Annotated in this window: 21 protein-coding genes; 11 read left to right on the top strand and 10 right to left on the bottom strand. The window is 70.6% G+C overall.

Features of this window, described 5'->3' with window-relative positions; genetic code table 11:
* Positions 1 to 167 precede the first annotated feature (167 nt).
* Positions 168 to 2,729: a cation-translocating P-type ATPase gene (locus tag ACFRCG_RS41105; protein ID WP_380041212.1), complete on the bottom strand. Its 2,562-nt coding sequence runs from the start codon at positions 2,727 to 2,729 to the stop codon at positions 168 to 170.
* Positions 2,730 to 3,002: 273 nt separating this feature from the next.
* Positions 3,003 to 3,545 (bottom strand): DUF4303 domain-containing protein, encoded by a 543-nt coding sequence (locus ACFRCG_RS41100; RefSeq protein WP_380041210.1) that lies wholly within the window; start codon positions 3,543 to 3,545, stop codon positions 3,003 to 3,005.
* 366 nt (positions 3,546 to 3,911) lie between these two features.
* On the opposite strand from ACFRCG_RS41100, the gene ACFRCG_RS41095 reads away from it, so the two are divergent.
* On the top strand, positions 3,912 to 4,268 hold the full coding sequence (locus tag ACFRCG_RS41095) for a hypothetical protein (RefSeq protein WP_380041208.1): 357 nt from the start codon (positions 3,912 to 3,914) through the stop codon (positions 4,266 to 4,268).
* 205 nt (positions 4,269 to 4,473) lie between these two features.
* Here the strand turns inward: ACFRCG_RS41095 and ACFRCG_RS41090 are convergent, their stop codons facing one another.
* Together ACFRCG_RS41090 and ACFRCG_RS41085 are read right to left on the bottom strand one after the other, a co-directional pair.
* Entirely contained in the window at positions 4,474 to 5,673 is a 1,200-nt protein-coding gene (locus tag ACFRCG_RS41090) for a GyrI-like domain-containing protein (protein ID WP_380041206.1), read from the bottom strand.
* A gap of 148 nt (positions 5,674 to 5,821) precedes the next feature.
* Positions 5,822 to 6,766, bottom strand: a complete 945-nt coding sequence (locus ACFRCG_RS41085; protein WP_380041204.1) for an NADP-dependent oxidoreductase — start codon at positions 6,764 to 6,766, stop codon at positions 5,822 to 5,824.
* An 82-nt stretch (positions 6,767 to 6,848) separates the two neighbouring features.
* On the opposite strand from ACFRCG_RS41085, the gene ACFRCG_RS41080 reads away from it, so the two are divergent.
* From ACFRCG_RS41080 to ACFRCG_RS41070, 3 genes are all read left to right on the top strand, one after another.
* Complete coding sequence (locus tag ACFRCG_RS41080) at positions 6,849 to 7,436, top strand: TetR/AcrR family transcriptional regulator (protein ID WP_380041202.1); 588 nt, start codon at positions 6,849 to 6,851, stop codon at positions 7,434 to 7,436.
* A gap of 48 nt (positions 7,437 to 7,484) precedes the next feature.
* Positions 7,485 to 7,823 (top strand): NIPSNAP family protein, encoded by a 339-nt coding sequence (locus tag ACFRCG_RS41075; protein WP_380041200.1) that lies wholly within the window; start codon positions 7,485 to 7,487, stop codon positions 7,821 to 7,823.
* Between the two features lie 86 nt (positions 7,824 to 7,909).
* Complete coding sequence (locus ACFRCG_RS41070; RefSeq protein ID WP_380041198.1) at positions 7,910 to 8,350, top strand: hypothetical protein; 441 nt, start codon at positions 7,910 to 7,912, stop codon at positions 8,348 to 8,350.
* Positions 8,351 to 8,425: 75 nt separating this feature from the next.
* Here the strand turns inward: ACFRCG_RS41070 and ACFRCG_RS41065 are convergent, their stop codons facing one another.
* Both ACFRCG_RS41065 and ACFRCG_RS41060 read right to left on the bottom strand, forming a co-directional pair.
* On the bottom strand, positions 8,426 to 9,367 hold the full coding sequence (locus ACFRCG_RS41065; RefSeq protein ID WP_380041196.1) for a TIGR04222 domain-containing membrane protein: 942 nt from the start codon (positions 9,365 to 9,367) through the stop codon (positions 8,426 to 8,428).
* 195 nt (positions 9,368 to 9,562) lie between these two features.
* A complete protein-coding gene (locus tag ACFRCG_RS41060) occupies positions 9,563 to 10,003 on the bottom strand; it encodes a VOC family protein (RefSeq protein WP_380041194.1) in 441 nt (146 codons plus the stop codon).
* Positions 10,004 to 10,277: 274 nt separating this feature from the next.
* Here ACFRCG_RS41060 and ACFRCG_RS41055 point away from each other — a divergent pair, with 274 nt between their 5' ends.
* The gene (locus ACFRCG_RS41055; RefSeq protein ID WP_380041192.1) at positions 10,278 to 10,892 is read left to right on the top strand and encodes a cysteine hydrolase; all 615 of its coding nucleotides are present in this window, start codon (positions 10,278 to 10,280) and stop codon (positions 10,890 to 10,892) included.
* 107 nt (positions 10,893 to 10,999) lie between these two features.
* Positions 11,000 to 12,319, top strand: a complete 1,320-nt coding sequence (locus ACFRCG_RS41050; RefSeq protein WP_380041190.1) for an alpha/beta hydrolase — start codon at positions 11,000 to 11,002, stop codon at positions 12,317 to 12,319.
* Between the two features lie 90 nt (positions 12,320 to 12,409).
* Here the strand turns inward: ACFRCG_RS41050 and ACFRCG_RS41045 are convergent, their stop codons facing one another.
* On the bottom strand, positions 12,410 to 12,826 hold the full coding sequence (locus ACFRCG_RS41045) for a hypothetical protein (RefSeq protein WP_380041188.1): 417 nt from the start codon (positions 12,824 to 12,826) through the stop codon (positions 12,410 to 12,412).
* Positions 12,827 to 12,896: 70 nt separating this feature from the next.
* Here ACFRCG_RS41045 and ACFRCG_RS41040 point away from each other — a divergent pair, with 70 nt between their 5' ends.
* Positions 12,897 to 13,310: a VOC family protein gene (locus ACFRCG_RS41040; protein ID WP_380041186.1), complete on the top strand. Its 414-nt coding sequence runs from the start codon at positions 12,897 to 12,899 to the stop codon at positions 13,308 to 13,310.
* 32 nt (positions 13,311 to 13,342) lie between these two features.
* On the opposite strand, the gene ACFRCG_RS41035 is transcribed toward ACFRCG_RS41040, so the two are convergent.
* Positions 13,343 to 13,693 carry a VOC family protein gene (locus ACFRCG_RS41035; protein WP_380041184.1) on the bottom strand — a complete coding sequence of 117 codons (351 nt, stop codon included), beginning with the start codon at positions 13,691 to 13,693 and terminating at the stop codon, positions 13,343 to 13,345.
* 575 nt (positions 13,694 to 14,268) lie between these two features.
* Here ACFRCG_RS41035 and ACFRCG_RS41030 point away from each other — a divergent pair.
* Positions 14,269 to 14,766 (top strand): hypothetical protein, encoded by a 498-nt coding sequence (locus ACFRCG_RS41030; protein WP_380041182.1) that lies wholly within the window; start codon positions 14,269 to 14,271, stop codon positions 14,764 to 14,766.
* On the opposite strand, the gene ACFRCG_RS41025 is transcribed toward ACFRCG_RS41030, so the two are convergent.
* Positions 14,757 to 15,677, bottom strand: a complete 921-nt coding sequence (locus ACFRCG_RS41025; RefSeq protein WP_380041180.1) for a LysR family transcriptional regulator — start codon at positions 15,675 to 15,677, stop codon at positions 14,757 to 14,759. The two genes, ACFRCG_RS41030 and ACFRCG_RS41025, sit on opposite strands and share 10 nt — an antisense overlap.
* 94 nt (positions 15,678 to 15,771) lie before the next feature.
* On the opposite strand from ACFRCG_RS41025, the gene ACFRCG_RS41020 reads away from it, so the two are divergent.
* Positions 15,772 to 16,089, top strand: coding sequence for a hypothetical protein (locus ACFRCG_RS41020; protein ID WP_380041178.1), 318 nt, complete (start codon positions 15,772 to 15,774; stop codon positions 16,087 to 16,089).
* On the opposite strand, the gene ACFRCG_RS41015 is transcribed toward ACFRCG_RS41020, so the two are convergent.
* Complete coding sequence (locus ACFRCG_RS41015; RefSeq protein ID WP_380041176.1) at positions 16,067 to 17,071, bottom strand: oxidoreductase; 1,005 nt, start codon at positions 17,069 to 17,071, stop codon at positions 16,067 to 16,069. The genes ACFRCG_RS41020 and ACFRCG_RS41015 overlap by 23 nt on opposite strands.
* Positions 17,072 to 17,128: 57 nt before the next feature.
* On the opposite strand from ACFRCG_RS41015, the gene ACFRCG_RS41010 reads away from it, so the two are divergent.
* Entirely contained in the window at positions 17,129 to 17,773 is a 645-nt protein-coding gene (locus tag ACFRCG_RS41010) for a TetR family transcriptional regulator (protein WP_380041174.1), read from the top strand.
* A gap of 468 nt (positions 17,774 to 18,241) precedes the next feature.
* On the top strand, positions 18,242 to 19,030 hold the full coding sequence (locus ACFRCG_RS41005; RefSeq protein ID WP_380041172.1) for a hypothetical protein: 789 nt from the start codon (positions 18,242 to 18,244) through the stop codon (positions 19,028 to 19,030).
* The last annotated feature ends 159 nt before the right edge of the window (positions 19,031 to 19,189 follow it).

Below are 19,189 nucleotides of genomic sequence, written 5' to 3'. Positions count from 1 at the left end.
ACGGCCCTACGGGCAGGGGCCACACGGGTCGATGCCGCGGATCGGGAGGTGCCACCACCGCGGTCGTGCGTCGAGCGATTCGCGTCCGGGACACCGGCCACGACGCCATCGGACGGCGTGGCCGGTGGGACGTCGTCGTGGCCGTGAGCCGTACCCGCGACCCGGTGCTATCCGTGTACTCGCGCCCCGCGCGCGGCGATCCATCGGTCGGCGCGGGCGGCGAGGAAGCCGAGTACCGCACCCGCGAGCGGGATCAGGAGGTCCCCGGCCGGGAGGGCGTCCGTACCCAGCAGGTCCCGCAGCATCGGCACGTACACCCCGGCCAGGCCCAGGGCGGCGGAGGCGAGGACCGTGATCGGCAGGAACGGGTTGGCGCGGGTGAGCAGCCGGGTCCGCAGGCCCGTGACGACACCGAGTTGCGCGCCGAGCAGGGTCAGGAAAAGCAGGCTCTGCCAGGCTCGCCCGGTCTGGTCGCCCCACGCGCCGGCGGCAAGGCCGAGCGCGGTGACGCACAGGCCCAGGCGCAGGATCCGCTGCCACAGGCCGTCGCCGAGAATGCTCTGCTCGGGTGGGCGGGGTGCGCGCCGCATGGTGCCGGGGCCGGCGGGTTCGGCGCCGAGGGCGACGCCGGTCAGGCCGTGGGTGAGCAGGTTGATCCACAGGATCTGGGCGGCGAGCAGCGGCAGGGGCAGTCCCAGGAGCGGTCCGAGCATCATCACGGCGATCTCGGCGGCGCCCCCGGACAGGCCGTAGACGAGGAAGCGGCGGATGTTGTCGTAGACGCGCCTGCCCTCCTCCACCGCGACCACGACGGTCCCGATCTCGTCGTCGGCCAGGACCAGATCCGCCGCCTGACGGGCCACCTCCGTGCCGCGTCCACCCATGGCGACGCCGATGTCGGCGCGGCGCAGGGCGGGGCCGTCGTTGACACCGTCTCCGGTCATCGCGGTGACCTCACCCCGGGCCTGCCAGGCCTGAATGATCGTCAGTTTCTGCTCCGGAGTCGTTCGGGCGAACACTCGTGCGGTGGTCGGGTCCCGTTCGGGGTCGTTGCCCAGGTCGGCGCCGGTCAGGACGGTGGTGTCGCCGTCGCGCAGGATGCCCAGACGAGTGGCGACGGCTCGTGCGGTGGACGGGTGATCGCCGGTGATCATCACGGGCGTGACACCGGCGTCGTGGCATGCGGCGATGGTGGCGCGGGCGGCCTCGCGAGGCGGATCGCTGATGGCGATCAGGCCGAGCAGGGACATGCCCTCCTCCGCGTCCTCCGCGCGCTCGGGTACGGCGTCCAGGCGGCGGGTCGCGACGGCGAGGACCCGGTATCCGTCGGCCGCCAGGAGATCGGCCTCGTAGCGCGCCGCATGCAGGTGGTCGGGGTCGGCGGTGACGAAGCGCGCACTCAGCACGACCTCCGGGGCGCCCTTGAGGACGGCTCGCAGGCGGCCGTCGTGGTCGCGGTGCACGGTGGTCATACGTTTGCGGTCGCTGTCGAAGGGAGCCTCCGCCACCCGGGGGCACTCCTCGCGCAGCGTGGCGAAGTCGATCCCGACCCTGCCGGCGGCGGCGAGCAGGGCCGCCTCGGTCGGATCCCCGAGCGCCGACCACTCGGGGTCGGCTCCCGGGGGTACGAGTGTGGCGTCGTTGCACAGCGACGCCGCGGTGAGCAATTCGCGGATGTCCGGGGCGGAACCTTCGTCGAGTGGTCGCCCGTCGACGAGCACCCGGCCATCGGGCGCGTAGCCCGTACCGGTGAGTTCGGCCGTCGTCCGGGCGGTCCACACTCGTTCGGCGACCATGCGGCCCTCGGTCAGCGTGCCGGTCTTGTCCGTGGCGAGCACCGTGACGGACCCGAGGGTCTCGACGGCGGGCAGGTTGCGCACGATGGCGTCCCGTGTCGCCATTCGCCGGGCGCCCAGGGCCAGTCCCAGGGTGACCACCGCGGGCAACGATTCGGGGACCGCGGCGACCGCCAGACTGATCGCGGTGACCGCCATCGACTCGGTCGGCTCTCCCCGGATCAGGCCCAGGACGAAGACGAGCAGGCACAGGCCGACGACCACGGCGGCGAGTACCCGTCCGAGGTGGGCGAGTCTGCGTTGCAACGGGGTCGGGCCGGCGCGGTCCTGCATCAAGGCGGAGATTCGCCCCAGGGCGCCGTGTGCGCCGGTCGCCGTGATCTCGGCCAACGCCCGGCCGCGCATGATCACCGTGCCGGCCTGGAGCAGGTTGTCGGCGGTGGTCTCACCGGCCGGATCGAGTGCGGACTTGTCCACCGGCACCGATTCACCGGTCAGGGCGGCCTCGTCGACGAGCAGGCTCGACGCCTCGTACAGGACGGCGTCGGCGGGCACGATGTCGCCCTCGTCCAGTCGGACGATGTCGCCGGGGACCAGATCCGCGGCGGCCACCTCGCCTTCGGTCCCCTCGCGCACCGCGCGCACGGTCGGCACGGACAGGTCCGACAGGGCCGTGACGGCCCGGTCGGCGCGGATCTCCTGAACGACGCCGACCAGGGTGTTGACCACGACGACGAAGAGAATGACGGCCGTGTCGGCCGGATCCCCGGTCAGCGCGGTCAGGACGGCGGCGGCCAGGAGCACCAGGATCAGCGGATCGCGCAATTGGGCCGTCACGCGTGTCCACACCGAAGTACGTCGCGCCTGTCGAACGACGTTGGGGCCGTGTTCGGCGAGCCGCTCGCGCACCTGCTCGCGGGTCAGTCCGCGCACGAGAGTGGGGTGCCTCGCCGACGAGGTCGGGGCCGGGGGCGTGTGGGGCACGGTCGTTCACCGATCTGTGGGATTGGCCTGCGGCGGATGGCCGGAAAGGCCGTCTTTCCTCGCCGACTCACCCACCCGACTCTGCTCCCGGCCACCGGCGACGGGCAGGGCCGTTCGGCCCGGTGGGCGCGACGAAGGACCCCGCCTTGCACGGTCGTCGTACCGTCTCCGACGACCGTCGCGGGGCGTCGTTTCGCTTCGGCGGCAGGAGGGCCCGGGGCTTCACAGTGGTGATGCGGGCGAGTTCTCGGCCACGTACGCGGCGGCGGCCGCCGGCGGGTTCAGGGCGGCGGCGCGGGCGGCGTTTTCGACGTCGTCGCCGGGGATCTCGACGACGGCGACGATGGACAGGCGTTGCTCGCCGTGGCCGAAGAGCCCTTCCGCGTCGAGGCGGGTCATGGCCGCGACCATCGCGCGCAGCCGCAGTTCGAACTCGGCCTCCGCCTCGTCGTCGGGGAGTTCGAAGACCTGCGGTCGGGCGTCGAACAGGCTTCGGATCGGGGCGAGGTGGCGCTCCCCATAGGTGCAGAAGGGCGAGTCCGCGTATGACCACCGCAACATGTCGGCCTCGGTCGCGGATCCGCCCGACGCGGCGGCCAGGGTCTGGGTCGACCAGGCCGACAGCGACGGTCCGAAGGCCTCGCCCGGCGTGACCAACGCGCAGTAGTAGAAGTCGTGTTCCGGGTATTCCCGGAACAGGTCCGAGACGGCGGCACCGGCGGCCCGGTACACGGCTTCGGTGAGGTCCGCCTCGGTCGGTATCACGTCGACTCCCTTGTGCGTGTGCGTGCGGTGTCCCGGCCGACACCGCCGCGAGTGGCCAACTCTCGCAGACGGATACCCACACGGCGGAACCACGCCGGCGATGCCGCGTGGACCCGTGCGGAATCCGCATCCGCCTCGGGATGCAAGAGTGCGGCAAGTTCGCTGCCTTGCAAGCGAGTTCAACCCGGCGATCGAGTTGTGATCCTCGGCGGCCGGCACGACGGCGGTACATCGACGTGCGGGTGTGGAACGACCGTGGTGGGGATGGATACACCCCACGTTTGACGCGCTCGGCCGACCCCGTGGATAGCGTCGTCCTGCCATTGCAAACCAATGACAGACGGGAGAAAAACCATGAAACGACGCATGATCACAGGGCTCGTCGCGGCGGCGGCGTTCGCGGCGTGCTCCGGGACGGCCGTCGCCTCGGCGGCGCCCGCCGCGCCGTCCCAGGAGGTGAGCGTGCTGGGCCGTTGCCCGGAGACGAAGAACGTCTACATCAACGGCGCCGAGGCCCACTGGACCGTTTGGTGTTCGGGCAGCCGGGTCTACGTCGACGGGTACGTCAAGGACACCAAGGCCGACGGAAAGTGCGCCGAGGTCTACGGCAGCGTCGGCTCGGTGGCGGTCAACAGCGCCAACGCGTGCCCCAAGGGCAACAAGAAGACGTTCGCCTGGAACGCGTCCGGCAACAGCGTCTCCCTGTACCTGCGTCTGATCTGATCCGCGGCGACGATGCGTTCGGCGGTGATCCATACCGGGGTCGCCGGTCGTCGCGTCGCTCGTGTTCGGATGCCCGGAACCGGACTGCGGCGGACCCGACCTGCCGTCCGCTCCGGACCTGCGCGTTCCGACCCCGGCGTCGAGACCGGGGTCGGAACACGTGCGGCGTGCGCGTGCGGTTCGCCGACGAACCGGTACCGGGATGCTACGAGTTGTCGGGCCGCTCGGTGGGTTGGACCGGCTGGCGCAGGACGGTCTTCATCTTCTCCGGGGCGGTCTTGCGTGGGTCGCTGAGATAGATCTCGTGGTGCAGACCCCCGTGCCGTAGGCCGTTGGCTTCGAAGTAGGTGTGGTGGAGTTCGTGCAGGATGGGCCCCTCGTCGTCGTAGGGGCCGATGTGCAGCACCTGGGCGCTGGGTCCTTCGTGCAGCGTCAGGTGTCGTACCTCGGAGATCGTGGGCAGCTTCTTCTTGGCGAGGGCCGTGTCCTTGGCCTCCTCGATCATCTTGTTCGTGATCCAGGGAGGCATGGCGATGAGCATCGTCCAGTTCCAGCCGTCCTTGGCGCGGGTGGTGAACACTTCCGGCCGGTCCGCCCACCACAGGCCCTCCAGCGGAGCGACGACGAAGTCGCCAGCGTCGGTGCGCTTGGCGGCGAACTTCAGGGTGTAGGCGACCGAGTACAGAGCCGCGACCGCGTCGGCGTAGGCGGTTGAGGTGTTCGGATCCCCGGCGCCGTCGACGGCGATGAACTGCTGCTCGGGGACGTCGACGATGGCCCACGTGGTGTTCTTGGGCGCGTACAGCCCCTTGTGCTCGCGCTTCACGTCGTACGGGGTCATCCGTGCCGCACCTTCCTGATCGTGGGGTGGTGTGTCGAGCGATGCTCGGTAGTCGGACAGCCACTTGGCCTCGGCCGACAGCTGACCGAGGGCGTGGTCGAAGATCGCGCGGACGAAATCCGGGGCATGCCGGTCCGCGGTGGCGGCACGGCCGACGTGTTCGACGCGTTCGGCGAGTGCGCGGGAACGCCGATCGAGGGCGGCGAGCAGACGCTCCCTGTCGATGGCCGGGGCGTTGGCCAGGCCCACCAGGATGCGCGGGAACACCGGATGCAGCTCCGCGATCGCCTCCTCGACCGCGGCTGCGCACGCTCGGTGCCCTTCGGGCGTCGCGGTGTAGACCTTGCGCGTCTTGCCGCCCGCGGATCGGGTCGGGTCGGTCTGGGTGATCAGGCCCCGCTCTCGAAGTTTGGTCAGCAGGTAGTAGATGGAGCTGAAGCCGATCTCCGTCCATTCGCGCATGCCGCGCTCGGAGATCACCTCCTCCAACTCGTAGCCGTGCCTGGGTTGCTCCACCAGCAGGCCGAGCAACGTGAGCTCGGCAGCGGTCATACCTCGGTCCATGCCGCTATTCTAGTACTGGAATAACGCTCCGTGCCGGCGGCGCCCGCTCCGGACGGATCGCCGTCGGCCGTGACTTCGGCATCGCCAAACACGTCAAGCTGGTCTCATCCGAGTCGGCGACGCGACGAACGGAGTGTGGGCGCGTCGTTCAGCGCAGACGAGGTCCCGGCGTGATCACGATCTTGCCGTGGACGTGGCGTCCGGCCTGCAGGGTCACCGCGTCGCGGATCCGCTCGATCGGGAAGGTCGCGGCGATCGGCACCGTGATCCTTCCGTCGAGGATCGCGTCGGTGATGTGCCTCATGGCGTTCGGGTCCGCGTCGAAGCCGCCGGTCGCGCGGACGCCGCCGGGAGGATTGGGCCCCGCGGCGATCGTGGCGATCCGCTCGGGCGGTACACCGAGCGCGAGCGCCGCCTCGGCGGTTTCGACGCCGAACAGATCGGTCGCCGCGGTCACGCCCTCCGGCGCCAGGGCCCGTACCCGCTCCGCCAATCCGGGGCCGTAGGCCACGGGCTCGACACCGAACCGGCGCAGGAACTCGAACGTGCTCTCCGCGGCGGTCCCGATCACCCTGGCACCGGTGAGCTTCGCGAGTTGGATGGCGAACACACCCACACCGCCCGCGGCGCCGCCGACCAGGACGGTGTCGCCCGAACGCGGTTCCAACACCGCCAACGCGGCGGCGGCGGTCATGCCGGCGACCGCAAGTGTGGCCGCCACCTCGTCGCCGATGCCCCGCGGCGTGTGCCAGAGCGGCCCGGTCGCCTCGGTGGGCGTCGTGACCACCACGAAATCGGCGACGGCCCTGCCCAGCGCGCCGCCGAAGACACGGTCGCCCACGGCGAAACCCGTGGCGCCGGTGTCGACCTCGTCGACGACCCCGGCGAAGTCGAAACCGAAACCGGACGGCGCGGTGATGCCGAAGCGGGCCGCGACCTCGGGCTGCGCGGCGATACCCCAGTCCATGGGATTCAGACCGGCCGCCGTGACGCGAACGCGGATCCCGCCCGGCCCGGCATGCGGTTCGGCGACCTCTCGCACCTCCAGCACCTCGGGTCCTCCGAACGTCTCGTAGACAACGGCTCGGCTCATGCGTACCTCCAGGGAAACGTGACGGGACTTGGTCTCATCACCGTAACACCAGTGACGGGACCAAGTCCCGTACGATGTCCTCATGGCCCGATGGCAACCCAACGCACCCGAGCGACTCGTCCTCGCCGCCCTTGAACTGTTCGAGGAACGCGGTTACGAGAACACGACGGTGATCGAGATCGCCGAGCGCGCCGGGCTCACGAAGAGCACCTTCTTCCGACACTTCCCGGACAAGCGCGAGGTGCTGTTCGGTGGGGGTGCCGTGAGCGGATTGCTCGTCGACGGGCTCGACGCGGCGCCGGCCGGGGTCGGTCCGCTCGAAGCGGTGGCACATGCGCTGGACATGATCGGCGCGGAGGTCTTCACGCCCGATCGTCGCGAGTTCGGCGCCCGGAGGTCGGCGGTGATCGCCGCCAACCCGGAACTGCGCGAACGCGAAGCGTTGAAGGGACTCGGCCTCACCGCGTCGATGATCGACGCGCTCGAGCGCCGCGGCGTGCCCGACCTCACCGCCCGCGTGGCCGCCGAACTGGGCGCACTCGCCTGGAAGATCGCCTACGAGCGCTGGGCGGACACGGCCAACGAGGACACCTTCGGCGAACTCGCACGACGAACACTCGCCGAGGTGCGGGCGTCGGTCGTCACCTGCGGCGTCGCGGCTCCGGAATGATCCGGCACGAGCGGTGGTGGAATCCCCCGGGCGGGGAAGAGTACGCGGATGATCACATGCGTCGTCCACTACACGATCGATCCCGGCGAGATCGAGGCGTTCGAACGATTCGGGCGTTGTTGGATGGAACTGGTGGGTCGTCACGGCGGGACCCACCACGGCTACTTCCTGCCCGCCGAGGGGGCGAGCGACCGGGCCCTGGCCCTGTTCAGCTTCCCCGGCCTGGCCGCCTACGAGCGCTATCGCGAACTGTTCGGCGTGGACCCCGACTTCGTGGCGGCGGACCGCATTCGCGACGAGAGCGGGTGCGTCGTGCGCTACGAGCGCACATTCATGCGGCCGCTGCTGCCCGAGGACGTCGCCGCCGAAACGGTGCCGCGGGATTGACCGAATCGGGCGTCGGAGCCTGCCCCCGAGGCCCTGCCGAGGTCCTGGTGTGCCGGGACGGCCGCCGGACAGGCTAGTTTGCTCGAATGAGTCTTCTCGATGACGTGGCCGAACGCGACGGCCGGCGCTGCTGGGTGTGCGACGAACCGGTCGACCTCGACAAGTCGGTGAACGACCCGCAAGGGCCCAGCGTCGACAGTCGGACCGCCGACCGGAAGGCCAAGGTCGCCGAGCGGCTCGCGCACCGCGGGTGCAACAGCCGCAAGGGCGCGGTCAAGGTGGCCATCGCCTGGCCGGAGCGCCTGTACGTGGTCGAACCCGCGCCGTTGATCGCCGTTGCCGCGCGGCTGGAGCGCAAAGGGGGCCGTGAGATCGTGGGCCGCTGTCCGACCGAGCGCGACGCCCGGGAGGCGGCGGACTGGCTGGTGGACCGGTTCTCCCGACTGGTACCGGGCCTGCCGGTGACCGCCGACGTCGAGACGGGAGGCGGCCAGTTCCTGGTCGTCCTGACCACCGGCCGCCGCTGACGGTGCGCCGCCGTCCCGCCGCCCGGGTGATGTCCGGGCGGCGGTCCTCGCCGCGACACGGGCGGCCCGATCCGCTCAATCGCATCCGCATCCGCCGCATCCGCATCCGCCGCATCCGTCGTGACCGCCGCATCCATCGGTGGCACAGCCGTTTGGGGAATTCCACACGTCGGAGGCGAACTCGACATCGTGGGTGCCCGACCCTCGCATCGACTTCAGCAGCGCCGTACGCGCCGCGGAGGGCTCCAGCGCGGTGAGACCGAGACAGGCGACCGCCATGGGCGTCGCGGTCCGCGGGGTCGTTTTGCCACCGACCGGGCGTACGGCCCGAAGTGCCTTCACGTCGGTGCGCGTCGCCTTCACGACCCGGCGTCCGGTGGCACTGGCCCGAACCGGTGTGTCCCCCAGCGTGACCGCGATGGAGGACGCGCCGATGGAGGACAGGCAGAGCACGGACGCGGGCGCGAATTCGAGGCCGCCCCCGAACGCCGAAAGCAGCACGATCAGGAGGAACCCGCCGGCCGCGACGGCGAACATCACGTAGGTCGGGATTCGAGCCCGGCGCCGGCGCGCGGGCGCGACGACGAGGCCACGCTCGACCAGACTCCCCTCCATCGCGACGAGCGGTGCGTCGGGCCGGCGCAGTGCCTCGACGGCACTGCTCCGCGAATGGCCGCGGCGCAGCCCGTCGAGCACGCGGTCCACGACGGGATCGTCGTCGCGGACATCGTTTCCGTCGACATCGGGATGGGAGGCGATGGTGACGCTCCCGTCGGACCGGACCTCGATCCGGCCGCGTTCGAGCAGCGCCGCGAGCACCGTGTCCGCCACCCGGGTCGCGCCGCCCGCCAGGAACGCCATGTCGTGGTTCGCGATCGAGTGCGGGTCGACGTCGCGGTCGACCCGACCGCGCGCCAGACGACGCCACACGAGCGCGAGGACCGATACGATGCCGGTGATGGCGAGGTACAGGACCGGATATTGCAGATCCCACCGACTCAACGTCGCGAAAGACATGCCGACCCCCCTGGTGTACGGCTGTCACCCACCCTGCGATCGCAACATATCCCCGCCCGTCCGCCGCCCGTCAGAGGCAGTTCCCTCTCGGCCGCGAACAGGGCCGCCGTCCAACCCGGTTCGGCGCGGGACCCGGCTTTCCCGCCGGCGTCGACGGCCGACACGGTCGACCTCGCACGGCCGTAATCCCCCTGTTCAGCGCAGTTGCTCGGCCAGGCCGACGATGATGCCGTCCGGGCCGCGCAGGTAGCAGAGCAGGTAGGTGTCCTCGAACCGGGCGATCCCGCCGACGAGTTCGGCGCCGTGCGGGCGCAGGCGGGCAACGGTGTCCTCGATGTCGTCGACCGCGAACATCACGCGGTGCGTGCCCAGGATGTTGTGCGGCCGGTCGCGCGGCCCGGCGCTGATCGGCGCGGGGTTGCGGTACTTCGCCAGTTCGAGCCGGCTGTGCCCGTCCGGGGTCCGGAGCATCGCGATGTCACAGTGCACGCCGTCGAGTCCGGTACAGCGGTCGGCGAACCCGCCCTCGACCTCACCCCTGCCCTCCGGTTCCATACCGAGTTCCACGAAGAACGCGATGGCGGCGTCCATGTCCTCCACGACGATGCCGACATTGTCCATCCGCTGAATCGCCACGCCGATCTCTCCCTGTCTTTCGTGCGGCCGGTGCCGGCCGCGCTGCTGATGTTCCCGGGACGTAGCCGGTGACACGTTCTCGACATCCGCGGACCGCCGAACTCCACCGGATTCGGACCGCGCCTCGACACGGTCACGGCAGAGCCGAATCGGTGAGTCCTTCGAACGCCACCCGTCCGGCCCATGGCCCGAGGTTGTCGTTGTGCCGTGTTCCGCGTCCACGTCCGGCAGACTGGCCGGTGCCGTTGACGGTCCAGGCCACGAAGGAGACGCCATGTCCGAGACCCCCCGCCTCGATCCGGCGAAGACCGCGCTCGTCCTGATCGAGTACCAGAACGACTTCACCAGCGAGGGCGGGGCCCTCAACGGCGCCGTCGCCGCGGTGATGGCGAAGACCGGCATGCTCGCGAACACCGTGGCCCTGGTCGAGGCCGCCCGCGCCGCGGGCGTCACCATCATGCACGCGCCCATCACCTTCGCCGCCGGATACGGCGAACTGTCCCGTCACCCGTACGGCATCCTCAAGGGAGTCGTGGACGGCTCGGCCTTCGTCAAGAACACCTGGGGGGCCGCGATCGTGGACGAACTCGCGCCGACCGAAGGGGACATCGTGATCGAGGGCAAACGCGGCCTCGACACCTTCGCGAGCACGAACCTCGACTTCATCCTGCGGAGCAGGGGGATCGAGACGATCATTCTCGGCGGCTTCCTCACCAACTGCTGTGTCGAGTCGACGATGCGCACCGGGTACGAGAACGGCTTCCGCGTCATCACCCTGTCGGACTGCGTCGCCGCCACGTCCCAGGAGGAGCACGAGAACGCGATCACCTACGACTACCCCATGTTCTCGCTGCCCATGACGTCGGCCGAGGTCATCGCCCGCCTCTGACGACACACCGCCACCATCCGGTGCAACCCTTCGCTTCCCCTTCACGTATGCCTTTGAGATCACCGGAGTCGTCGAGACGCCCGGTGCGCGAAGACATGGAGGCATACATGGGGATGCGGGACTTCCGGCGAGCAACGATCGGTACTGGTCGGGCCCGAACGTGCCTGGCCGCGGCGGCCGTTGCCGCGCTGCTCGTGGTGCCGGCGCCGGCCGAGGCGGCGGAGGCGTCGGACGGGGTCCAAGCCGGCTCGCACCGGGTCGCGTCGGTGCAGTACAACCTCGGCGACCGGGCCTTCGTGCCGCCGCCGGTCGAGGCGGGCCAGTACCAGGGGGCGAACGAGCTTGCCGGGGTCGTCCATTACCCGACCGACCTGGCACGCGGGCGCTTCCCGCTGGTGGTGATCCAGCACGGCCTGTGGGACACCTGCGCCGACCGCCCGGCCTCCGTCGACCTCGCGGCGGCGCTCAAGGCCAGGGACGCGGCCATGGCGGCCGGCGACACCGTCGAAGCCGAGCGGCAGCAGAAGTTGGCCGACATCGCCGGCGGCAAGCTGCGCGGTTGGCCGTGTGCGCCGGGGACCGAACAAATCTCCAGCAAGAACGGATACGACTACCTCGCCCGGGACCTGGCCGCACAAGGCTTCGTGGTGGTGTCGATCGGTACCAACGGCATCAACGCGACGTCGTTCGGGCAGGCGCCCACGGTGTACCACGCCCGAGCCGCCCTGCTCAATCGGCATCTGGCCATGTGGCAGCAGCTGTCCGCGACCGGCGGCGGCGAACTCGCGCACCGCTTTACCGATCCGCGCGACGGCAGGCCCCGCCGGGTCGACTTCCGCGGACGCGTGGACATGGCGAACGTCGGCACGGTCGGCCACTCGATGGGCGGCGGCGGGGCCATGCAGCAGGTCGCCGATCTCCGCCGGGGCGACTGGCCGGCGGGTGTGACGGTGAAGGGTGTGTTCGCCTTGGCGCCGACCAGCAACTGGGACAACGAGCCGGTCACGCGGGTCCCGTTCGCGGTGATGTGGGGTACGTGCGACGCGGTGCGCGGCGGCAACTACTTCGAGTGGAACGCCGGACGGAATACCGTCCCGATCCACAAATTCACCGTACACGGGGCCAATCACGCCTTCTTCAACACCCAGTGGTCACCGAGCAGCGGCCAGGTCGGCGCGCAGGACGACGCGGTGCCGGGCAGCAAGCCCGGCACCTGCCTCTCCCAGGACGACCGCAACCTGGACGAGGTTTCGCTGAACGAGCCCACGCAGCGCACCCTCACCAGCGCCTACGTCTCGGCGTTCTTCCGCCGCTACCTCCACGGCGAGACCGGGTTCGACCCGATCCTGTCCGGCACGCGGCGCCCGCCGGGCGTACCGGCCGACGTCGTCGACACCCAGGCCGACCACCCGCTCCCGACCGGCTGAGCACACGCACCTGACGGGCCGCCCCGAACCGGCCCGTCAGGTCCCGGCCGAGGAGGGGAACGCCGGCAACAGGACGGCGCCGTATGTCCGTCAACCCGGTTCGGGCATTCGCAGGTAGAGGTTGCCAAGTACCTTTCCGGCTTTGAGCCGGCCCATCTCCTGCGCCTCCAGCGTGGCGATCGCTTCCGCCTCGTCGGCGAACTCGCGGTCGAGCCGGGCGCCCCGGAATCCGGTCGCCCAGTGTCTGCCCCACACTCCGACGGCCGCCTCGCCGCTGTACTGGCGCATGACGGAGCCGCGTTCGGGATCCGACCGGATCGGAACCCGCCGGAACGACCGCGGCAGGGACGCGGCGAAGTCCTCGACCAGTCCGGCGGCTTCCTCGGCTGTCGGCGGGGACAGCCAGACCGAGTAGTCCATCTCGGCCTGACCGCGAGACGTGTAGTAGGTGCCGGAGCGATGAGTTCGCCCGCCGCTCGCGGTCTTCCACTGTGGGACCCACCCCATGTTCGTGTTCGCGACGAACGGGAATCGTCACGTACCCGCGCTACCGGGTGCGCCGACCCGAGGAGGCCGCGTGAAGACGCTGTTCGTTTCCTACCGTGTCACCGACCTGGACCACTCGCTCGGGTTCTACACCGCGCTGGGCTACGTCGAACTGGGCAGGGTCCAGGCGGGCGACGCGGGTCACCTGGCGATTCTCGCCTTCCCCGGCGAACCGGCGGCCTCGCTCGAACTGGTCCACCGCCCCGACGGCGGACCCGTCGACGTGGGCACCGGGTTCGACCACCTCGCGATCCAGGTCGACACACTGGCCGCCACCCTGGAGCGGCTGACCGACGCCGGCCTGGAGCCGGGCCCGGTCCAGTACCCGGGCGGCCCTCGCGGCCCGAAGACATCGTGGCTCACCGACCCGGACGGCTACCGAATCGAACTGGTGGAGTGGCCCCCCGACCACCCCGACGGCATCACCGCCGCGGACTTCTCCTGAGCACACCACCGAACACCCGGCGCGGCCCACGCTCAGCTCTTCCGTTCCCCCAGGACGCAGAACTCGTTGCCCTCCGGGTCGAGGAGGGTCACCCAGTGCTCGTCCCGCGCGCTGTCGGCACGCCGGGCACCGAGGGAGAGCAGCCGGGCGACCTCGGCCTCCTGGTCGTCGGGGCGGAAGTCGGGGTGGAGCCGGTTCTTCGACGTCTTGCCCTCGGGGACGGGCACGAAGAGCAGTCCCGGCATGCGATCCGGCTCGGGCCGGATCTCGATGATCTCCTCGGATTCGTCGACCACCACCCAGCCGAGAGCCTCGGCCCACCAGCGCCCGAGAGCGACGGGGTCGGCGGAGTCGACGATGATCTGTTCCCATTCCAGTGCCATGCGCCTGAGCATAGACAGGACCGGCGGCCCCGGCTCATGGTCCCCCGGCAGCGACAGGAGCGGGAGTCCCGGCTCGCACACCAGCCGCAATGTGGCGGTGGATCACGCCTCCGCGATCTCGGTGGCCGCGTTCGCGGGCGCACTCGTGGCCTTCGAGGGTGCGGTCGGGGCGGCAACGTCCACTATCCGCAGTGAGGTTGAACGGCGAGGTCGGAAATCGTCGAGGTCGTACGATCATGCGCGCTCGGGCCGGATCGGCCGGAAGGTTGGTTGGGAATTCGCACGACAACCGCGAGCGGCTCCACGATGATTGCCCCATGGCCACCGAACCCGACCATCTCCGCCTGGACGTCGTCTGCCCACCACCCGGAGAGGGGTACCCGCAGGTCCGGCCGATCGTGAGCGGCCGGGATCTCCTGGCCGAGATCCCCAGCGGAGTAGGTGAGGGACCCCCGCTCGTCGGGGCGGCCCCCCGGTACCTGGTGGCGGGCTCCGTTGCTCCGTTGCGGGTGACGGCAACTCCCCACGAAGTTCGCCTTGCTCGAACCGGGTGCCTCGAGGAATGTTGCGGTGCGTTGTACGTGACGGTCGGTCGCGACGGCGAACATGTCGTCTGGACGGGCTGGCGCAACCCCGTCAAGGAAAGCGTCGACCTGCCGGAACTCCGGTTCTCCGCAGATCAGTACGAGGCCGAGGTCCGGCGTGCCGGAGCCGACCTCGATTGGGAGTGGCCGGGGGAAACCGTCGCGCGCCTGCTCGAAGCGGCGTTGAGGGAACACGACGACTGGCCGGCTCGGTGGGACTGCGACCTGGACAGCATCTGGTCCGCGCGCATGGAACCCGGTCGGATCGATATGATGCTGACATTTCCGCGTGGTGCGGCCGATACCGACCGCCTCTGGCTTCAGTTCGGACTGACGCCGGAGATCTCCGCCGACGATCCTTCCAAGCAGGTGGAACAACTGGTGGCAAGGTTGACCGCAGGCGACCCCCGTGCCGTCGCCAAGGTCTGGGGAGGTTCGCAAGCTGCCGCCGAGCACTTCGGCTACCCCTGGCCACCTGACTACCCGTAGTCCCACAAACCGGGAACCGCCGCGACGTCCGACGTCGGCCGGCGGTGCTTCTCTTGTGTCGTCCCTGCGGCGTCCACCGCGGCGGCGACGAAGGAGGCGACCGGTTTGCGGCGGTCGTGTTGTGACCAGGCGAGGACGAGTTCGCTGGTGGGGGCGTCGATCACGGGCCGGTAGACCAGGTCGGGGTGCATGGGCTGGGCCAGGGAGCGGGGCAGGATCGCGATGGTGCGTCCCAGTCTGATCATGTGCAGGGCTTCCGCCGCGTCCGTGACCTCGGGTCCCTGCCCGGCCTCGGGCGCTCCGGTCCAGCGCACGCCTTTCCAGCGCGGCAGTGTCTCCTGGGCGAGGTCGGCGAGGGTGACCTGCGAGCGAGTGGCGAGCCGGTGGCCCGGCGGCAGGATCGCGACACGTCCTTCGACCGCCAGGGTTTCGTGGTCCAGGCCGGTCATGTCGTCGAACGGCGCGTACAGCAGGGCGACATCGGCGCGGCCGTCGCGGACGTGATCGGCGCGGTCGGTGGCTCCGCCGAAGAGGATGTCCACCTGGCGGGCGTCGGGTCGGCCGGCGTAGGCGGCCAGGATGCCGGACAGGAGGTTCGCGTCACCGCCGGGTTTGATCACCAGGCGCAGGTGGGCCTGCCGATCGCCGGCCCGGCGAGCCTTCTCGGCGGCCGCGCCGACAGCGTTGAGGGCGTGCCGGCCATGGTGCAGGAGCGCTTCGCCGGCGGGGGTGAGGGCGACGTGCCTGCTGGAGCGCTCCAGCAACCGCACTCCGAGCCGGGACTCCAGGCGGCGGATCGCCTTGGACAGGGCCGGCTGCGCGATCGCGAGGTGGGCCGCGGCGCGACCGAAATGCAGTTCCTCGGCCACGGCGACGAAGTATTCCAGCTCGCGGGTTTCCAGCTCGGCCATGCCGACAGGCTATCGCCCGATCCATTCCTTCTGGACATCGAACGAGAACGGACGGATCTTGGACGGGCGCGAAAAATGCCTGTTCGCTGGGGGCATGATTCACCACACGATGATCGTCGCCTTCGACAATCCGATTCCCGCGAGTGAGCTGGATCGATACCTGGACGAGTTCGAGGAGCTTGTGAACGGATCCGGTCTGGTCGAGTCGTTCGCGGCCCGGCATCACATCCGCGTTCCGGGCGATGACCACGCCCCGGTGGCCATCGCCAGTGCCGTCCTGCAACTGCGCCTGACCGACCTCGACGCCCTGAACGCGATATTCGCCATGCCCGGGGCGGTCGACCTCGTCAAACGCTGGCAGGGCCGCCACCCGTACAAGGTGGTCTGGGTCAACCACGAGCCGCTGCCGTAGCGTCCCCGAGGCCGTGCGGACCGGGCGGCGCCGGTCGATCGGCCGGTTCCGGGATCGGGAAGCGGACGCCGGTCAGGTCCTGCGACAGCTGCCACAGGCGGCGTCCGGTGTCGGCGTCGGACGCCGCGCGGGCCAGGGGAACGCGGGTCGGTGCGCCGCGGAGTTCGGCGAAGCCGTCGGGGCCGATGAAGTCGCCGCCGCGGACATCGGGCGAGGTGGCCGCGTACAGCAGCGGGAGCGCGCCGCGGTCGGGGGTCTGGGCGAGCGGGGCCAGGATCCGGCCGTACAGCAGCCTGACCACGCCCGACGGTGCCGCCGTCTGGAGGTTGGTGGCGGTGTAGCCGGGATGGGCGAGCACGCTGCGGACCGGGCCGGCCGCGGCGCTCAGGCGCAGGTGGAGTTCCCGGCCGAAGACGGCGTTGGCGAACTTGGCCTGGTTGTAGAAGCGCATGGGGGAGTAGGAGCGTTCGCCGGTCGGGTCGTCGAAGTGGAGGCGGCCTCGACGGTGGTTGGTGGAACTGACCGTGACCACCCGCGGGTCGTGTCCGCGCGCGAGTGCGCCGAGCAGCAGGCCGGTGAGCGCGAAGTGGCCCAAGTGGTGGACGGCGAACTGGAGTTCGTGGCCCTGGCGGGTGAGCGTCCGGGGCGGCGCCATTACCCCGGCGTTGTTCACCAGGAGATCGACGCGCGAGTGGTCGGCGCACAGGGCCGTGGCGAACGCGCGGACGGAGTCCAGGTCGGCCAGGTCGACGGTGCGGACCTCGACGGAGGCGGCCGGGTGCTCGGCGGTGATCGTGTCCGCCGCGCGGCGGCCCCTGTCGGGGTCGCGTACCGCGAGGACGAGGTGTGCGCCATGGCGGGCGAGTGCCCGGGCCGTGGCCAGTCCGAGGCCGCTGTTGGCGCCGGTGACGACGGCGACGCGGCCGGTCTGGTCGGGGATGAGGTCGGCGGTCCACCGCCGGCGTGGTGCTTCCGAAGACATGCGGCACACATTGCCTTCCATGGCACTCGGTGTCAATCATGACTTGATGCGTCATGCATGGCATCGCGGTACGATCGACGGGTGACTCCGCGAACCGAGACCACCCTGGCCGAGCGGAAACGCCTGCTCGTCGCCGACGAGTTGAGCCGATCCGCCCTCACCCTGCTGGCCGAACGCGGATACGACGCGGTCACCGTCGACGAGATCGCCGCCGCCGCCGGCGTCTCGAAGCGCACCTTCTTCAGGTACTTCGCCTCCAAAGAGGACGTCATCGTCCGGTTCTTCGCCGACATGGGCACCGCGATGCACGCCCGGCTCGCCGAAGCCCCGGCCGACGAACCGCCTTCCGTGTCGCTGCACGCCGCCGTCGCGGCGGCCCTCGCCCCGTGTGCCGGGCACGACGACTACGCCGAACGTGCGCTGCGCGTCGTGCGCCTGATCCTGGACACCCCCGCGCTGCGGGCTCGCTTCCTCGAACAGCAGGCCGCCTGGCGCGACGGCCTGGCCGCCGAACTCGCCCGCAGGCAGGGCCTGGACGCCGACGCCACGCTGTACCCCCGGCTTGCCGCGGGCACGGCGCTCACCGCGTTCGACACCGTGCTGTACCGCTGGAGCACCGGCGACGGCACCGCCGATCCCGGCGAACTGACCGCCCGGGCCTTCGCGGTCATCGCCCCCGCGCTGGACGCGGTCGAGGTCTGAGACTTCGGGCGGCGGTCGGGCGCCGCGCATGAAGGTGCTCGGCAACGTTCGGGTTTGGGTGTCGGGGGAGGTGTTCGTTTCCTTACGCTCTCCGGCATGCAAACGTGGTTATCGCGCGTGAGAATGTCGTTCGTCGTGGCCGTGTTGGGTGCGGCGGTGTCGGTCGGAGGCTGTAGCGGCGACTCGGACCCGCGCGGGAAGCCGGCGACCCCCGGGGCACACACTGGCCCCTCACCAGGCGGAACGGCCAAGGACGGCGGCGGGGACGGCGCGAAACTGGCCACCGCCGATGCGTTGATCGTGTTCGAGTGCGGTCTCGGCGAAACGGGTTCGGAAACCGGATTCGAACTGTCGGCGTGGTCCGTGCGAGACGGTCGCCGACTGGCCGAAGTCCGGGTGCCCCTGCCCGACAAGGCGGATCTGGCGTGGGGGTGCGGGTCGGGCGGAAACGCCTCGTCGGTGCGACAGATGTTCGATCGTGATCTGACCACCGTCGCCGTCGCGCTGCCCGTGGGCAATGGCACCGGCGCGCGTGCCGGCGCGGTGAACCTGACCACCGGGGCGGTGGTCGGCCCGACACCCGCCGATGAGGGCTTCGGCCGCACGCCCAGGGAGGGCGACGCGCTCATCCATCCCCGGACCGGGGACCTCTGGTACATCGACGCCGTTGCCCACAAGGTGATGTCGCGGCCGCTGACGGCCGCGGCGCCCACGACCGATCACGGGCCGGATCGAGGCTCCGGTCTGGTCCTGACCGGGAACGCCCACTGGATGCCGTCCATCGTCGGCTCGGCCGGCTTCGCGGCCAACCCCTCGGGCACGTACGGCGCGTTCACGACGTTCAACGAGACCCTGCTGCAACCCGGGCAGGCACCCGAGTCGTCCGCGCGCGCCTTCGACCGGAGCAACGTTCCGGGGACGACGTATCTGCCCGGCGACAAGCCCGCGCCGATGTGCGGGCCGCGACTGTGGCTCGACGACCATCGGTTGATCTGTCGCACTGCCGACAACCTGGCCCTGGTGACCTTCGCCGACGACTACTCCGCGGTCGCGTCCACCCGTGACCTGCTCCCGGCGAACGACCGCCAACCCGATCACCCGGTGGTCTCGCGCGACGGCGCCTCCATCGCGTTCCTCGCGACCCAGGGCGACCGGCAATCGTTGTACACACAAGACCTCGCCCCGGGAGCGACTCCACGCAAGGTCGTCGACCTGCCGCCCGGATCACGCAACCGGTACCCGATCGAATGGCGTTGAGAGCCACCGCGCCCGCCGAAGGCCGGTGAAATCCCGATCCCGCGATCGACGCCGAACAGGTCCTGCCGACACGGGTCGAGGACGCCGGCCGACGATGCGCCGGCCCGGCGGCGAGCCGCCTCCGGTCGGTCGCGGACGGGCGCCGGTGTCGTGCCGACC

Origin of the sequence: Embleya sp. NPDC056575, from assembly GCF_042793325.1 — a bacterium.
GTDB lineage: Bacteria > Actinomycetota > Actinomycetes > Streptomycetales > Streptomycetaceae > Embleya.
The sequence above is the reverse complement of the archived record's forward strand: the minus strand, read 5'-3'. Positions and strand labels throughout refer to the sequence as shown.

Coding starts and splice junctions, on each gene's coding strand:
- ACFRCG_RS41085 (WP_380041204.1), bottom strand. CDS start 6,766: ATGAGCCGAGCCGTTGTCTACGAGACGTTCGGAGGACCCGAGGTGCTG.
- ACFRCG_RS41035 (WP_380041184.1), bottom strand. CDS start 13,693: ATGGCACTGGAATGGGAACAGATCATCGTCGACTCCGCCGACCCCGTC.
- ACFRCG_RS41050 (WP_380041190.1), top strand. CDS start 11,000: ATGGGGATGCGGGACTTCCGGCGAGCAACGATCGGTACTGGTCGGGCC.
- ACFRCG_RS41055 (WP_380041192.1), top strand. CDS start 10,278: ATGTCCGAGACCCCCCGCCTCGATCCGGCGAAGACCGCGCTCGTCCTG.
- ACFRCG_RS41025 (WP_380041180.1), bottom strand. CDS start 15,677: ATGGCCGAGCTGGAAACCCGCGAGCTGGAATACTTCGTCGCCGTGGCC.
- ACFRCG_RS41070 (WP_380041198.1), top strand. CDS start 7,910: ATGAGTCTTCTCGATGACGTGGCCGAACGCGACGGCCGGCGCTGCTGG.
- ACFRCG_RS41075 (WP_380041200.1), top strand. CDS start 7,485: ATGATCACATGCGTCGTCCACTACACGATCGATCCCGGCGAGATCGAG.
- ACFRCG_RS41080 (WP_380041202.1), top strand. CDS start 6,849: ATGGCCCGATGGCAACCCAACGCACCCGAGCGACTCGTCCTCGCCGCC.
- ACFRCG_RS41045 (WP_380041188.1), bottom strand. CDS start 12,826: ATGGGGTGGGTCCCACAGTGGAAGACCGCGAGCGGCGGGCGAACTCAT.
- ACFRCG_RS41065 (WP_380041196.1), bottom strand. CDS start 9,367: ATGTCTTTCGCGACGTTGAGTCGGTGGGATCTGCAATATCCGGTCCTG.
- ACFRCG_RS41090 (WP_380041206.1), bottom strand. CDS start 5,673: ATGGACCGAGGTATGACCGCTGCCGAGCTCACGTTGCTCGGCCTGCTG.
- ACFRCG_RS41005 (WP_380041172.1), top strand. CDS start 18,242: ATGTTCGATCGTGATCTGACCACCGTCGCCGTCGCGCTGCCCGTGGGC.
- ACFRCG_RS41095 (WP_380041208.1), top strand. CDS start 3,912: ATGATCACAGGGCTCGTCGCGGCGGCGGCGTTCGCGGCGTGCTCCGGG.
- ACFRCG_RS41010 (WP_380041174.1), top strand. CDS start 17,129: ATGGCATCGCGGTACGATCGACGGGTGACTCCGCGAACCGAGACCACC.
- ACFRCG_RS41020 (WP_380041178.1), top strand. CDS start 15,772: ATGATTCACCACACGATGATCGTCGCCTTCGACAATCCGATTCCCGCG.
- ACFRCG_RS41015 (WP_380041176.1), bottom strand. CDS start 17,071: ATGTCTTCGGAAGCACCACGCCGGCGGTGGACCGCCGACCTCATCCCC.